Source organism: Kitasatospora sp. NBC_01300, from assembly GCF_041435235.1.
Lineage (GTDB): Bacteria > Actinomycetota > Actinomycetes > Streptomycetales > Streptomycetaceae > Kitasatospora.
In genome coordinates, this window is record NZ_CP108408.1 from 4,379,101 (window position 1) to 4,394,157 (window position 15,057).

General features: G+C 74.4%; 11 protein-coding genes. 9 read left to right on the plus strand and 2 right to left on the minus strand.

Features of this window, described 5'->3' with window-relative positions; all coding sequences use genetic code 11:
* The first annotated feature begins 164 nt into the window (after positions 1-164).
* Positions 165-1,394 (plus strand): TetR family transcriptional regulator, encoded by a 1,230-nt coding sequence (locus tag OG556_RS19455; RefSeq protein WP_371518186.1) that lies wholly within the window; start codon positions 165-167, stop codon positions 1,392-1,394.
* A gap of 52 nt (positions 1,395-1,446) precedes the next feature.
* On the opposite strand, the gene OG556_RS19460 is transcribed toward OG556_RS19455, so the two are convergent.
* Positions 1,447-1,761 (minus strand): hypothetical protein, encoded by a 315-nt coding sequence (locus OG556_RS19460; RefSeq protein WP_371518187.1) that lies wholly within the window; start codon positions 1,759-1,761, stop codon positions 1,447-1,449.
* Positions 1,762-2,105: 344 nt separating this feature from the next.
* Between OG556_RS19460 and OG556_RS19465 the strand changes: the two genes are divergently transcribed.
* The 8 genes from OG556_RS19465 (at position 2,106) to OG556_RS19500 (ending at position 13,950) form a co-directional block, all read left to right on the plus strand.
* Positions 2,106-4,067 carry an ATP-binding protein gene (locus tag OG556_RS19465; RefSeq protein ID WP_371518188.1) on the plus strand — a complete coding sequence of 654 codons (1,962 nt, stop codon included), beginning with the start codon at positions 2,106-2,108 and terminating at the stop codon, positions 4,065-4,067.
* Positions 4,068-4,128: 61 nt separating this feature from the next.
* Complete coding sequence (locus tag OG556_RS19470) at positions 4,129-6,486, plus strand: hypothetical protein (RefSeq protein WP_371518190.1); 2,358 nt, start codon at positions 4,129-4,131, stop codon at positions 6,484-6,486.
* A gap of 171 nt (positions 6,487-6,657) precedes the next feature.
* Positions 6,658-7,311, plus strand: a complete 654-nt coding sequence (locus OG556_RS19475; protein WP_350878332.1) for a VTT domain-containing protein — start codon at positions 6,658-6,660, stop codon at positions 7,309-7,311.
* Between the two features lie 209 nt (positions 7,312-7,520).
* Positions 7,521-9,293: a threonine/serine exporter ThrE family protein gene (locus OG556_RS19480; RefSeq protein ID WP_371518192.1), complete on the plus strand. Its 1,773-nt coding sequence runs from the start codon at positions 7,521-7,523 to the stop codon at positions 9,291-9,293.
* 78 nt (positions 9,294-9,371) lie between these two features.
* Positions 9,372-10,454, plus strand: a complete 1,083-nt coding sequence (locus tag OG556_RS19485) for a hypothetical protein (RefSeq protein WP_371518193.1) — start codon at positions 9,372-9,374, stop codon at positions 10,452-10,454.
* Positions 10,455-10,692: 238 nt separating this feature from the next.
* Positions 10,693-11,988: a C40 family peptidase gene (locus OG556_RS19490; RefSeq protein WP_371518194.1), complete on the plus strand. Its 1,296-nt coding sequence runs from the start codon at positions 10,693-10,695 to the stop codon at positions 11,986-11,988.
* Between the two features lie 119 nt (positions 11,989-12,107).
* Entirely contained in the window at positions 12,108-12,629 is a 522-nt protein-coding gene (locus OG556_RS19495; RefSeq protein ID WP_371518195.1) for a GNAT family N-acetyltransferase, read from the plus strand.
* 40 nt (positions 12,630-12,669) lie between these two features.
* Positions 12,670-13,950, plus strand: a complete 1,281-nt coding sequence (locus OG556_RS19500) for a GNAT family N-acetyltransferase (RefSeq protein ID WP_371518196.1) — start codon at positions 12,670-12,672, stop codon at positions 13,948-13,950.
* A gap of 77 nt (positions 13,951-14,027) precedes the next feature.
* On the opposite strand, the gene OG556_RS19505 is transcribed toward OG556_RS19500, so the two are convergent.
* Entirely contained in the window at positions 14,028-14,888 is an 861-nt protein-coding gene (locus OG556_RS19505; protein WP_371518197.1) for a TetR family transcriptional regulator, read from the minus strand.
* Positions 14,889-15,057: the final 169 nt, after the last annotated feature.

Sequence of the window (15,057 nt, forward strand, 5' to 3'; positions counted from 1 at the left end):
CTGAACGTGCCAGGTGATGGCCTCACAAGTTAATCCCGGGTAGCTTCGGCTGTCCAGGGTCGACGGCGCCGGAAAAGGCCGGTGGTCACCAGGGGTCGGCGCCCTCAAGTGAATCCTTGCTAGCCTTCGGTCGGCAGTCCGGAGTGCGGGAGGGGAGGCTCGCCATGGTGGTCCGACGACCGCCCGGGCGGCGCGCCCAGATCCTCGCCGTGGCGGCCGACCGGTTCCACCGCAGCGGCTACCACCAGGTCTCCATGACCGAGGTCGCCGCCGGGGTCGGCATCACCGCGCCCGCCCTCTACCGGCACTTCCGCGGCAAGCCCGAACTGCTCGACCGCGCCCTCCGGCTGGGGCTGGACGCGCTGGCCTGCGGGCTGCGCGGGGCCCGCACCACCGGCGACCTCGGCGCCGCGCTGGCCGCCGTCGCGGTCGGACACCGCCCGCTCGGCACCCTGGTGCAGCGCGACGCCAGGCTGCTGCCGCCGGCCCGGCGGGCGGCGCTGCGCCGCGAACTGCGCGCCGACGTCGCGCTGATGACCGCCGTGCTGCGCGCCGGACGGCCGGAACTCCCTCTGCCGGACGCCGAGTTGATCTGCTGGTCGGCGCTCTCGGCCTGCACCGGGCTCTCCTACCAGTCGGCCGCGCCGCAGCCGCGCCGCGCCGAGGCGGTGCTGCGCGAACTCGTCGCCGCCGTCCTCGCGGCCTCCCCGGGCGGCGCCGCCGCCCACCCGGATTCCGCCGCCCACCCGGGTCCCGCCATCGTCCCCGCCGCCGATCCCGTCGCCCCCGGGTCGCCGGAGCCCAGGCCGCAGGCGCGCCGCGAGGAACTGCTCGCGGCGGCTGTCCGGCTCTTCCACCAGCGCGGCTTCGACAACGTCAGCACCGACCAACTCGGTGCCGCCGTCGGCATCTCCGGCCCCAGCGTCTACCGGCACTTCGACAGCAAGGCCCAGTTGCTCGCCGCCTCGCTGGTGCGCAGCCGCGAACGGCTCTGGCAGGAGGTGGACGGCGCGTTCGCGGCCGCCGCCGGGCCGGAGGCGGCGCTGACGGCCGGCCTGGGCGCGTACGTCGGTTTCGCGCTGCGCAACGGCGACTACCTGGGCGCGATGCTCAGCGAGACGGAGCGGCTGGCCCCGCCGGACCGCCGGGTCGCGGTGGACTTCCGGCGCGACTTCCTGCGCACCTGGGTCGGTCTGCTGCGGCGGGTCCGGCCCGAGTACGACGCGGTCGAGGCCCGGATCCGGGTCCACGCCCTGTTCGCGCTGGTCAACGACGGGGTGCGGAACCGACCGCACAGCGCCCGCCCGGACCTCGGGGACTGCCTGCTGCACCTCGGCCGGGCCGTCCTCGGATTGCCCGGAACGGACGGCGGCCGGGTGCCCGCCCCGCGTTGACGGAGCGGGCACCCGGCCCGGAGGGTGTGGCTGCGCCCGGGGCGGGGCGGGTCTAGCCGACGGGGAAGAAGGCCCGGGCGTCGAGGTTGCCGTTGCCCTGCAGGGCGCCGATGTTGCCGCCGTTGCCGGTCGCGGCGAGGCCGTTGTTCTGGTTGCTCGCGCCCGAGCCGGTGGCCGTCTGCTGGGTGACGACCACGTTGCCGTGGACGTTGCCGATGACGTTGGCGGAGCCGGTGTTGCTCACGACGCTGCTGTTGGAGTGGTCGATGGCACCGGCGCCGTTGTCGGCGTGGGCGCCGGCGGCGCCGAAGCCGACGAGGAGGAACGCCCCGAGGGCGGTGGCGGCGGCTGCGCGGATACGGGACACGGTGGTCTCCCTGAGCTGGGGTGCGAAATGTGGCGCGATCCGGAGTGGCCGCTCCGTGGCGCCGTTGCCTGACGTCGCACGTTCAGCATTCACCAGCAGCGTGGACGAACTCCACCAAACGGGTGGCAATTCCCCCGATGGTGTCATGGTGACGCCATATCCGGAGATTGCCCGACGGGTGCGACGAAGGCATCTCGGGCCCTCCAAAACCGCTGGTGGAGGCGGAAGTTGACGTACGGGACGGCAAGGTCGGACAACCCTGCGCTGTCAACGTGGAGTTGACCGAGTTTTTTCAGGGAGAAAGAAATGGTGGCCGGATAGTCGCACTGGCACACTGGGGACCCATGTCTGAAGGTGCCCCGCCCGAGCCCGCCCCCGCCGAGGATCTGCGTACGACCGAGGTCGATCTCGGCGGACTGGTGAACGTCCTCGCCACCCACCTCTACTCCACCCCGCTGGTCGCTCTGCGCGAACTCGTCCAGAACGCCCACGACTCGCACACCCGCCGACTCCTGGAGGACCCGGAGGGCGACCACCGCCCGCTGATCCGGGTGCGCGGCGACGCCGCCCGGCGGACCGTCTCCATCGAGGACACCGGCGCCGGCCTCACCGAGCCGGAGATCCACGCCTACCTCGCCACCGTCGGCACCGGCTACACCCGGATGCTGCGCGACCTCACCGGCAACCAGGAGTTGATCGGCGCCTTCGGCCTCGGCTTCCTCTCCGCCTTCTCGGTGGCCGACGAGGTCGCCGTCACCACCACCTCGCACCGCGAACCGCACCTCGGCCACCGCTACCGCAGCCGGGGCGGCGAGCAGTACCAGGTCGACCCGGTGCCCGCCCGGCCCCGCCCCGGCACGGTCGTCGAGCTGACCCTCAAGACCGAACACGCCCACCTCGCCGACGAGGACGCGCTGCGCGACGTGCTCGGCCGGTACTGCGTGCTGCTGCCGATCCCGGTCTACGTCGGCGACGACGAGCAGCCCGTCAACAACGTCGAGGTGCCCTGGCGCCAGAGCGTGCCGGGTGACCAGCACGCCGCCCGGATGCGCTTCGCCACCGCCTTCGGCCGCCGCTTCGAGCCGCTCACCGCCTTCCCCGTCCACCCGGTCGAGGGCGGCACCGGAGGCGGCACCGAGGGCGGCACCGGGGGAGGGTCCGGGGGCGGCACCGACGCGATCGGCCTGCTCTGGGTCCAGGACGGCGGCACCTACGGCAGCAGCGACAACCGCGACCTCGCCGTCTACCTGCGCGGCATGCTGCTCGCCGAGGACGCCCGCGACCTGCTGCCCAGCTGGGCCGGGTTCATCGGCGGCGTGGTCGAGTCCAGCCGGCTCACCCCCACCGCCAGCCGCGAGGACCTCCAGCGCGACGACCACTACCGCGCACTCCAGCGCGCCCTCACCGACGCCATCGTCGACGGCCTGTACGAGACCGCCCGGCTGCGGCCCGCCGCCTGGCGCCGCATCCTCACCCGGCACGGCCAGGACCTGCTCGGCGCCGCGCTCTGCGACGAGCGGCTGTTCACCCTGCTCGCCGACGACGTCCCCGTCCCCACCTCCCAGGGCGACCTCACCGCCGGCGCGCTGCGGGCCGCGGGCGGGGGCGCGGTGCACGTCGCGCTCGGCAGCGGCGGCGGCTTCGAGGAGATGCTGTACCGGGCGATGCGGGTGCCGATCGCCCGCGGCGACCGCTACGCCGTCCTGCCCTTCCTGCGCCGCTACGCCCAGCTGCGCGGCTGCCGCCTGGTCGAGCTGGGCAGCGAGCACGGCGACCGCGAGCTGTTCCGCGACCCGGAGCGCCCGCTGCCGGTCGGCGAGGCGGCCTGGCTGGCCGGCGCCCTCGCCGACGAGGGCGAGCAGCTCGTCCCGGCCCGGTTCGACCCGCCCGGCCTGCCGCTGGTCCTGGTGCCGGACCGCGAGGCCGAGCTGAAGGCCCGGATCGAGGACGACCAGGCCGACGCCCGGATCCCGTCCGCGGCGCTGCGCCTGGCCCGGGCGTTCACCGCCCGCACCGACGGCGAGGTCAGGGCCCGCCTCTACCTCAACCTGTCCTGCCCGGCCGTGCTGGACCTGCTCGCCGCCTACCGCGCCGGGCACACCGGCAGCGCCACGGCGGCCGGGCTGCTCCGCTCGCTCAAGGTGATCATGGCGGCCGCCTCGGCGGGCTCGACCGGCTCGTCCGGCGGCGACCTCACCGCCGCGCTGTCCGGCGTCGGCACCGCGGTCTCGGCGCTGACCGCCGCCGTCCCGGCCGGCCTGCCGGGCGTCCCGGACACCCTCGGCGCCCTCCCGGACGAGGCGTGACGGACGGATTGTCAGTGGTCCGCGGTAGACATCACATCAGCACCACGCAGGGGGACACCACATGAGTACCGACATCTGGGCCTGGGTCCACGACGCCCACCGCCAGCTGGCCGAGGCCGGCCACCGGCGACTGGCCGACGCCATCTACGAGCTGCCCGGCCACGCCAACGAGGGCCGCAACGACCAGGTGGACGCCGTCTACCCGGAGGCGCTGGCCGCCTCCCGGGCGCTCGGCCTGCCCTGGGTCGAGGTCTACCTGCGGCACTGGCGGATGCAGAACCTGCTGAACAAGCGCCACCAGGGCGAGCAGGCCCTGCCCGAGGCGGTCGACCTGCTGGAGTTCGCCCACCGCGAGGAGACGGCGGGCTGCCCGCAGTCCGTCTGCGTGGTGCAGGACTTCGCGATCTGCCACGCCCGGGTCGACGGCCCCGGCTACGTGCCGGAGCGGCTGGCGGTGCTCGGCGAGACGCTGGAGCGGATCGAGCCCGGCCGCGCCTGCTTCGACTGCCTCTCCCGCGAGTACTCCGACGCGCTGGAGGACGACGGCCGCCACACCGAGGCGCTCGCCCACCTGGACACCGCCGCCACCCGGATCCAGGCGGCCGGCGAGCGGCTCTCGCTGCACTTCCACCACGCCCGGGCCGGCACCCTGCACCGGCTCGGCCGGCACCAGGAGGTGCTCGCGCTGCTCGACACCGCCGAGCAGGCCGAGCGCTCCCGCGGCCACGAGATCGACGAGAGCGACCGGCTCTGGGGCGGCCTGCTGCGGGCCCGCGCGCTGGCCTCGCTCGGCCGGACGGAGGAGGCGCTGGCGCTGCTGCCCGACCGGGAGGCCGCCGAGCGCCACGCCGACCTGAGGGACGGCTGGACGCACACGGTCGAGCTGCTGGTCGCGGCCGGTGCCTGGGAGAACGACGCCGAGCTGGGCGCCGCCGTGGCCGGCTGGGTCGGCTACCTGGACGGCACCGGCTCGCACCGCCCGTGCGTGGACCTGCTGCTGGCGGCGGGTCGGCTCGCCCTCGCCCGCGGCGCCCGGACGGTGGCGCTGACCCTCGCCGTGACCGGGGAGCGCAAGCTCGCCCAGCTGCGCCGCACCGACGGCGTGGCCGCGGAGGTCGCCGCGCTGCGGGCGGACGCCGAGGCGCTGCCGGAGCCCGAGCTGCCCGTCCCGCCCGGCGAGCTGGCGGCGCACCTGGCCGAGGTCGGTGTGCCCTACGAGACCGGCGCCGACCTGCTCTCCGTCGCCCTGGACCGGTACCGGGGTGAGCAGGCCGGCGCCACCGAACTGGCCGTCAACCTGGCCGCGGTGCTCGGCGGCCTCGGCCACGCCCGGGCCTCCGCCGACCTGCTCTGGAGCTGGCTCGACACCGCCCCGGCCGACGAGGTGCTGATCGGCATGCTCGGCTCCGCCCTGATCGACGCGGGGGACGGCGAGGGCGTCCGCCGCCTCGCCGACCGGCTGGCCGACGACAGCCCGGAGGACGGGCACTGGATACGCGCCCGCTGGGCCGCCGCCGAGGGCCGCTGGGCCGAGGTACTGGAGCAGTGCGAGGCGATCCTGGCCCTGGACGCCAGCCGGATCAACACCCGCCGGCTGGCCGCCGGTGCCGCCACCGAACTGGGCGACCACGCGACCGCGCAGCGGCTGTACCAGGAGCTCCTGGAGCACGCGCTGCCCGCCGAGGCCGCCCCGGAGGAGGAGCGCCACCGCACCGTCCAGGAATCCGACCTCTGGCACCTGATCACGGCGGCCACCGCCAACCGGGACTGGGTCGCGGTCCGTTCCGCGGGCGCGCTGCTCGGCATCGAGTTCGACGAGCCCGAGGGGCCGGTGGACGAGGAGTGGCAGCTGGTCACCGTCCGGGCCACCCGCACCAACGGCGCCACCGCCGACCTGCCCGCCGTCCGCACCGGTCCGGCCACCGCCCGGATCCTGCCGGTGCTCGGTGAAGACCTGACGCTCAACCACGGCGACGTGGTGGTCTTCGCCCCGGCGCTGCTGGAGCCGCCGCCGGCCGAGGACGCCCCCGAGGAGGAGCGGCACGGCTGGCGCCCGGTGTTCGAGCTGCTCACCCTGCTCGACCCGGCGGGGTACACCACGTACTGGATCGACGGCGGCTGGCCCGGCGACGAGCCGTGGGCGGCGCTGCGCGAGAGCCTCCAGCAGGCCGGCCACGCGGTCTGGGCGTACAGCGGGGAGCAGTACCGCATCACCGACCCGGCCGACGAGGACGGCACGCTGCCCGGCGTGTACGCCGCCCTCGGGGTGCCGCCGACGGCCTCCGCCGCCGAGGCCGACGCGCTGCTGCACCGGCTCACCGGCGACTGGCCGCACCCGCTCGCCTGGCTCGACCTGGCCAAGGCGGCGGGCGCGGACGCCGCCCGGCACGAGGAGATCGTCGAGCGCTACGGCCTCTGACCTCTGACCTCTGACCTCTGACCTCCGGCCTGGTCCGGCTCCGGCCCGGGCACGCGCGCCACGGGGGCGTCGCGCGCGTGCCCGGAGCGGGAACCATCCAGGGATCTGTCGAGTCTTGGTAAATGCTTTACCATTTCATTGCCAAGACTCGACCCCCAGGAGTGTCCGCCCGTGACCAGCCTCGCCCTCGGCCCGTCCTGGCTCGATCCGACCAACCTGATCTCCGCCTTCGGCCTGATCGGCATCCTGGCCATCGTCTTCGCCGAGTCCGGACTGCTGATCGGCTTCTTCCTGCCGGGGGACTCGCTGCTGTTCACCACCGGCCTGCTGGTGGCCGGCGGCACCTACCTGCACCAGCCGCTCTGGCTGGTCTGCGCGCTGATCGTGGCCGCCGCGGTGGCGGGGGACCAGGTCGGCTACCTGTTCGGCCGCAAGGTCGGGCCGAGCCTGTTCCGCCGCGCCGACTCCCGGCTCTTCAAGCAGGAGAACGTGGAGAAGGCCGCCGCCTTCTTCGACCGGCACGGTCCCAAGGCGATCGTGCTGGCCCGCTTCGTGCCGATCGTGCGCACCTTCACCCCGATCGTCGCCGGGGTGAGCAGGATGAACTACCGCACCTTCGTGGTCTTCAACCTCGTCGGCGGCGTGCTGTGGGGCGCCGGCGTCACCGTGCTCGGCTACTTCCTGGGCCAGATCCCGTTCGTCCGGGAGAACATCGAGGCGATCCTGGTCGGCATCGTGCTGGTCTCGGTGGTCCCGGTGGCGGTCGAACTGCTGCGGGCCCGCCGTTCCGGCGCGGCGTCCGCCGACCGCCACCGCGCCGGGTAGGCGTCCGCGGCCCCCGCCGGGGTACGCCGCGTACATGTGCGTCCGGCAGTTCGATCAGGCAAGGTGTAACCCGAGATCGAACGGTGGCCGACGGCCACCAGGGGCGGCAAGGAGCGGAAGTGCCTAAGCGGGGCCGACCGGGCGCAGGCAAGCGGGCGAGGGGAGGCCGGGCGGTCCGTCAGACCCGGCGGACGCCGCCGGCACGGCCGGTGGACCCCGCCGAGGCGCCGCCCACCGAGGGCCTGCTGGGCCATCCGGCCCCGACCGTCGAGCCCGCCACCGTCGTCCCCTTCGTCCCGCCGATCACGGAGACCAGGGGCCTGCTGTCCCCGGAGCCGGAGCCGGCCCCCGAGCCCGGGGCGCCCGCCGGGTCCGGGCCGCACCCCGCACTCGGGCCGCACCCCGCGCCCGGGCAGGCACCCGGCCCGGAGGACGCGCGCCCGGCCCGCCGTCGATCGGTCGCCGAGGACACCCTCACCCCCGAGGAGTGGCGGGCCGCCGGCTACACCCCGCCGATGGGCATCCCGGTCGTCCCGGAGCTGACCGCCGGCGCCCCCGGCGAGGCGCCCTGGCCGGACCGGATGCGCACCCTGCTGCGGATGCCGATGTCCGAGCGCCCCGCCTTCGAGCGGACCGCCCGCGAGCTGCACCCCTCCGCGGGCGCGACCCGCAACGTCCCCCGCATCCTCGACCTGACGCTGCGCATCGGCGAGCTGCTGCTCGCCAGCGGCGAGGCCGCCGAGGACGTCGAGGCGGCGATGCTCGGCATCGCGCACGCCTACCGGCTGGACCGCTGCGAGCCGCAGGTGACCTTCACCCTGATCGGCATCTCGCACCAGCCCTCGCTGGTCGAGCCGCCGATCACCGCCGACCGGGTGGTGCGCCGCCGCACCTCCGACTACACGCGGCTGAACGCGGTCTACGAGCTGGTCGCGGACATCACCGCGGAGAAGGTCACGGTCAACGACGCCTACCGCCGGCTCGCCCTGATCCGCCGCAACCGGCACCCGTACCCGGGCTGGATGCTCGCGCTGACCACCGGTCTGCTGGCCGGCGCGGCCACCTTCCTGGTCGGCGGGCGGATCGACGACAAGGCCTGGCTGGTCTTCGCCAGCGCCTTTGTCGCGGCCGTCCTCGGCGACCGGCTGGCCTCCACGCTGGCCCGGCGCCGGCTGCCGGAGTTCTACCAGTTCGTGGCAGCCGCGATGCCGGCCGCCGCCTCCGGGATCATCCTGTCCTTCAACGACTGGGGCCTGCGCGGCTCGGTGGTGATCACCGGTGGCCTGTTCGCGCTGCTGCCCGGCCGGGCGCTGGTCGCCGCCGTCCAGGACGGCCTGACCGGCTTCTACATCACCGCCGCGGCCCGCCTGCTGGAGGTGATCTACCTGGTCGCGGGCATCGTGATCGGCGTGATGCTGATCCTCTACCTGGGGGTCGGCTTCGAGGCGAAGCTGCGGCCGGACGAGAGCCTGGCGGGCGTCACCTACCCGCCGGTCCAGATGATCGCCGCGATGCTGCTGACCCTGGCCTTCGCCACGCTGCTGCAGACCGACCGCCGCTCGCTCGCGCTGGTCACCCTGAACAGCGGCATCGGCTGGGCCAGCTACGGCGTGCTGGCGTACAACGCGGGCATCTCCCCGATCGTGGCGACGGGGGTGGCGGCCGGCCTGGTCGGCCTGTTCGGCCAGCTGATGGCGCGCTACCGCAACGGCTCGGCGCTGCCGTACGTGACCGCCGCGATCGGCCCGCTGATGCCCGGTTCGGCGCTCTACCTGGGGATGCTGTCCTTCGCCCAGGGCCACGCCAGCGCGGGCCTGGTGTCCGTCTCCCGGGCGGCGGCGATCGCGATGGCGCTGGCGATCGGGGTGAACCTCGGCGGTGAGATCGCCCGGATGTTCATGAAGCTGCCGGTCGGCGGCGAGCGCCCGTCGCTGTACCCGGTCGTGCCGCGCCGGGCGGCCAAACGCACCCGCGGGTTCTGACCCCGCGTTGGACCGGTGTTGGGCTCCGGGCCATGTCACGGCAGGCCGCACGCAGGACCAGGAACGAAGGTAAGACGCATGACCACACTGCTGGACGGCTACCGCGAGCACATCGTCGCCGCGCACAAACAGCCGCTGTTCCTGCTGCTGGTCGGCTTCATCACCTCCTTCGTGTGCATCCGGTTCAGCGTCCGGATGATCCGCGCCGAGGTGCGGTGGTGGTTCCGCAACGTCACCCCCGGCGGCCTGCACATCCATCACATGGTGTTCGGCCTGGGCTTCCTGCTGGTCGGCGGCGTCGGGGTGTTCGCCACGTACGGCGGGCACCCGTGGATCGACTGGTTCGGGCTGGTCTTCGGCATCGGCTGCGGCCTGGTGCTGGACGAGTTCGCGCTGATCCTGCACCTGGACGACGTGTACTGGAGCGAGCAGGGCCGCAAGTCGGTGGACGCGGTGATCTTCGGGATCCTGTTCACCGCCCTGCTGCTGGTCGGGTACGTGCCGCTCGGCGTGGTGCCCAGCCAGGAGACCAGGTGGGGCCTGATCACGGTGATCTCGGTGAACGCCCTGGCCTCGGTGATCACCCTGATCAAGGGCAAGATGTGGACCGGCCTGCTCGGCATCATGGTCCCCGGCCTGTCCTGGATCGGGGCGATCCGGCTGGCCCGCCCGAGCAGCCCGTGGGCCCGCTGGCGGTACGCCACGCGCCCGCGCCGCCGGGCCCGTGCGCTCCGGCGCGAGCGCCTGCTGCACCGGCGTGCGGACCGGGCCCGCACCTGGCTCTTCGACCTGATCGCCGGCGCCCCCGACAAGGTGCCCGCGAACCACCCCGCCGCCCACCGGGTGGCCGAGCGGATGTCCGCCCGGGCCACCGCCCACCTCGACGCGCACGCCGCCCGGGCACTGGCCCGGCGTCAGGCGCGGCTGGCGGACCGCCGCTCGGCGGCCGCCGCCGGGGCCGGGGCGGCGAACCCCCCGGCGGCGGGTGGGCCGTACGGCGCGGGCGGCCCCGGCGGGGGCCCGGCCCTCGGGGCGCAGCAGCGCCGTCGCGCGATCCGGGCGGGGCGCAATCGGACGTACGCGGTTCGTCCGACCGGGGTGGAGCACTGCTCCGGGCGACACCCCCGCCTGCGGCCGCACACCCGCCGGATCCACCGGTAGTTCGCATACCCTGCGCGTCTGACCGAAGGTGACTGGCGGTCAGATCATCTGATGGTCACCCGCCCGGCGGAGTGCGTTAGAGGTGTGAAAAGCGCCGGAGTTGAGAACATGATCGGCGAGTGACCGTTCTGTCATGTGATGGGATGATTCGTCGGACCTGCTCCGCCCGGCCGCCCCGCCCGAGCGCCGCGGACCGTCCGCCGCCGTCCCCTCCGGACCCGTGAGAAGGGGATGTCTCGTGGCGCGCAGGCTCCTGCCGACCCTCCTGTTGTCCCTCACCGCCCTGCTCGGGCTGCTCCCCGCAGCCCAGGCCGCCCCGGCGGACCCCGAGCCGGCCGCCGGCCCCGCCCGGACGGAGGACCCGTACCCGACCACCGGGGAGATCGACCGGGCCCGCGCCGAGGCCGACCGCACCGCCGCCTCCGTCACCGCCATCGAAGCCGGCCTCGCCGCCGCCCGGACCGAACTCGACCAGGCCGGCCGTAGCGCCGAACAGGCCGTCGAGGCCTACAACGGCGCCCAGCTCGCCCTCGCCCGGGCCCGCGCCGACGAGACCGCCGCCACCCGGAGCGCCACCGCCGCCGAGGCCGACCGCACCGCGGCCGCCGAGGACGCCGCCCAGCTCGCCGCCGAAACGTACCGCCAGGGCGCCGGCGCCGCACTCTCCGCCCTCAACGCCCTGCTCGGCGCCCACGGCCCGCGCGAAGCCGGCGACCGCGCCGCCGTGATCGGCGTCGCCAGCGAGCGCACCCGGCAGATCCTCGACGCCGCCACCTCCACTGCCGCCGCCGCGACCCGCGCCTCCGCCGCCGCCCGCGCCGCCACCGAGACCGCCGAGAAGGCCGCCGCCGAGGTCGGCGCCGCCAGGGCCAGGGCCGAGGCCCGGCTCGCGGCCCAGCAGGAGGCGGTCACCGCCGCCGACCGCCGCCGCGAACAACTGCTCACCGACCTGGCCGCCGCCCGGCACACCACCGTCGACCTGGAACGCCGGCGCAGCGAGGCCCTGGAGGCGGTCGCCGCCCGCGAGGCCGAGGCCGCCGCCCGCGCCGCCGCCGAGAAAGCCGCCGAGAAAGCCGCCGCCGAAGCGGCCGCCGCTGCCGAGGCCGCCGCTGAGGCCGCCGCCAAGGCCACCCCGGCCGCACCCCCCGCCGCCGGCCGCCCGTGGTCCGCCGAGGGCGCCGGCGCCGCCATCGCCTTCGCCCGCTCCAAGATCGGCCTGCCCTACATCTGGGGCGGCGAGGGCCCGGCCGGCTACGACTGCTCGGGGCTCACCATGATGGCCTGGCGCGAGGGCGGCAAACAGCTCAACCACTTCGCCGCCGACCAGTACGCCCAGAGCACCCCGGTCAGCTACCAGCAGCTGCGCCCCGGCGACCTCGTGTTCTGGACGGACACCGGCCGCGCCGCCGACATCTACCACGTCGGCCTCTACATCGGCGACGACCAGATGATCGAGGCCCCCCGCGTCGGCAAGCCGGTCAAACAGGCCAGCCTCTGGATCATGGGCACCCCCGACTTCTACGCCCGCCCGTAGCGCCAGGCCCGCTCCTGCGCCCGCCCGCCGGGCCCGGCCCGTTTCTGCGCCCGGCTCGCGCCGGGGCTGTCGGCGGTGGGCGCTAGCGTGGCCGCGTCGACCACTCGGGAGGAGACGCGATGAGGCTGCGGGACGTCGAGGCGGGGGACGCCGGGGCGTACGTCCGGATGCGGTGCGACGCGGTGATGATGGCCGAGCTGGGCGGGCCGCTGCCGGAGGAGCGGGTGCGGGAGCGGCTGCGCAAGGACGTCGTGGAGGTCGCCGAGGACCGTTCGTGGATCAAGGTGATCGTCCCGGACGGCGCCGGACCGGAGGTGGCGGCCGGGACCGTCGCGCTCTGGTCGCACGAGGAGGACGGCGCCGCCGTGGCCGAGATCGGCTGGATGGTGCTGCCCGAGTTCCAGGGGCGCGGCCTCGCCAAGGCGGCCGTCCGGGAACTGCTGGACGCGGCCGCCCGGGACGGCCGGTGGGGCCCGGTGCACGCCTTCCCGGCGACGGCCAACGGCCCGTCCAACGGGATCTGCCGGGCGCTCGGCTTCCGGCTGCTCGGCGAGCAGGACGTCGACTTCGCCGACCGCGTCCTGCACTGCAACCACTGGGTGGTGGTGCCCGGGGAGCACTACGCATCGGGCACGGAATAAATGGGATGCCGCCCGAAAGCGGCGCCCGTACGGTGGCCCGATGGGCAACACAACCGATGACGGGGCCGTCGACATCGTGAACGGCCTCCAGATCCGCGCGATCGCCGAGAGCGAGGTGGCCGCGTGGGACCGGGCGCTCGCTCTGGGCTTCCTGCGCTCGCACGCGGAGAGCTCTGCCGACTTCCGCCGCCTGCAGTGGGAGCCGGGCCGGATGCTGGCCGGCTTCGACGGTGACCGCTGCATCGCCACCTTCCGCAGCTTCGACGTCGAGCTGACCGTCCCGGGCGGGGCCGCCGTCCGGGCCGACGCCATCACCGCCGTGACGGTCAGTGCCACCCACCGCCGCCGCGGCCTGCTCGGCACGCTGATGCGCCGCGACCTCGCGGCCGCCGCCGAGCGCGGTTCGGCGGTCGCCATCCTGATCGCCGCCGAGTACAACATCTACGGCCGCTACGGCTTCGGCCCGGCCACCCGCGGCCACGGCTGGAACATCGACCTGCACCGCACCCGCGGTCTGCGCGACGGCCTGCCCACCGTGCCCGGCGGGCGGATCGACTTCGCGACCATGGCGCAGGCCCGCGAGCTGGGCCCCGACCTGCACGAGCGCTGGCGGCGCACCCAGCCGGGCGCGATCGCCCGCGACGAGCTGTGGTGGAAGCGGAACACCGGCGAACTCAAGGTGCCGGGGAACGAGTTCAAGGAGCCGTTCGTCGCCGTCCACCGGGACGCCGACGGCACGGTCACCGGCCTGGTGGCCTACCGGGTCGACGACACCTGGGACGGCAGCTACCCGAACTGCACCCTGACCGTGGCCGACTTCCTCGCCCTCGACCGGGCGACCGCCGCCGAGCTGTGGCGCTTCGTCCTCTCCGTCGACTGGGTGCGCAAGGTCGTCGCGGAGAACATCGGCCCGGACGACCCGCTGCCGCTGCTGCTCCAGGACCCGCGCGCCGCCACCCCGTACGTGGACAACGCCGACTTCACCTGGCTGCGGGTGCTGGACGTGGCGGCCGCGTTCGACGCCCGGACGTACGGCGCGCCCGGCCGGGTGGTCCTGGAGGTCGAGGACCGGCTCGGCTACGCCTCCGGCCGCTGGACGATCGAGGTCGCCGCGGACGGCACCGGCCGCTGCACCCGGACCACGGACGACGCCGACCTCGCCCTGGACGCCTCCGCGCTGGCGTCGCTCTACCTGGGCGGCGAGACGGCACCCCGGCTGCTCGCGGCCGGCCTGCTCACCGAACTGCGCCCCGGCGCGGCGGCCGCCGCCGACCTGCTGCTGCGCACGCCGCTGCAGCCCTGGAACCCGGACGGCTTCTGAGCCGCCGCTACGCCGGGGGCCGGATCGCAGTGCTGCGGTCCGGCCCCCGGTGCATCCGAGCTGTCCTCGGGGGGGGGCTACTTGACGGCGGTTTTCCCGATGGTCGGCAGGATGAAGTCCTGGATGAGGCCCTTGGCATCGCGGACGATCGGGCGGAACACCCGATACCGCGAGAGGTTGATGACCCGGGCCGCCATGGGAGTGGACCGGCGGACGAATTCCCGCGTCCGCTCGGTGTCCTCGGTCCGGTCGAAGACCCAGTAGAGCACGACGACCATCAGGTGCAGCCAGAGCACGTCGGGCAGCAGCTCGCCCAGCTCGGCGTCCAGCTTGGGTGCCAGCTCCGACCCCTGCAACACGTCGCGGAACAGCTCCACAGCGGTCGCCCGCGCCGGGTGGGACTCGTTGGAGAACGGGCTCAGCGAGCTGGTCGGGTCGGCAGCGGTGCGGAAGAACTGCGCGGCGAACTCGTGGTACGGCGCGGCCGTGTCGAGCCAGGAGGTCAGCGCGATTTCCAGGCGCTCGGCGAAATTGCGCGTATGGGCCATGCGATTCCTGGCTTCCGCCGCATGGTCGTACGTCATTCGGTCGTAGAACCCCTGAATCAGGAATTCCTTCGCCGAAAAATAGTAGTAAGCATTGCCGACCGAGACGCCCGCCTCGGTGGCGATCGCGCGCATGGTGGTCTTCTCGTAGCCGCGCTCCTGGAAGAGCCGCATCGCGGTCTCCAGGATCAGTGCCCGGGTCTGCTCGCTCTTGTCGGTCTTCGGCTGCGCCCGGCCGCCGGGCATGGGCCCGCTGTCGGTACCGGGTCCGCTGTCGGTACCGGGCCCGCCGACGGTGTCGGGCGTGGCCGCAGGGTCGGTCGGGGTGTCGGCCGGGGTCGCGGCCGCACCGCTCGTGCCGTCCGTTCGGTTCGTCGCTGCCAGGTCGTCCACGGGCACGAGCCTAACCGGAGACGAAGCTCCGACCCGTGTCGGTGGACGCGGCACCGGGCGTCCCCTCCGCGCTCGGTGCCACATCCACCACCCCCGCCATTTCGAACGCGTTCAAAATGATGTGAGCACTGTAGAGGCTCCGCTTGAACATGTTCAACTCCAATCTGTG

Excerpts from the sequence above, each read along its gene's own strand:
- OG556_RS19465 (WP_371518188.1), top strand. The coding sequence starts at position 2,106 with ATGTCTGAAGGTGCCCCGCCCGAGCCCGCCCCCGCCGAGGATCTGCGT.
- OG556_RS19485 (WP_371518193.1), top strand. The coding sequence starts at position 9,372 with ATGACCACACTGCTGGACGGCTACCGCGAGCACATCGTCGCCGCGCAC.
- OG556_RS19495 (WP_371518195.1), top strand. The coding sequence starts at position 12,108 with ATGAGGCTGCGGGACGTCGAGGCGGGGGACGCCGGGGCGTACGTCCGG.
- OG556_RS19500 (WP_371518196.1), top strand. The coding sequence starts at position 12,670 with ATGGGCAACACAACCGATGACGGGGCCGTCGACATCGTGAACGGCCTC.
- OG556_RS19455 (WP_371518186.1), top strand. The coding sequence starts at position 165 with ATGGTGGTCCGACGACCGCCCGGGCGGCGCGCCCAGATCCTCGCCGTG.
- OG556_RS19470 (WP_371518190.1), top strand. The coding sequence starts at position 4,129 with ATGAGTACCGACATCTGGGCCTGGGTCCACGACGCCCACCGCCAGCTG.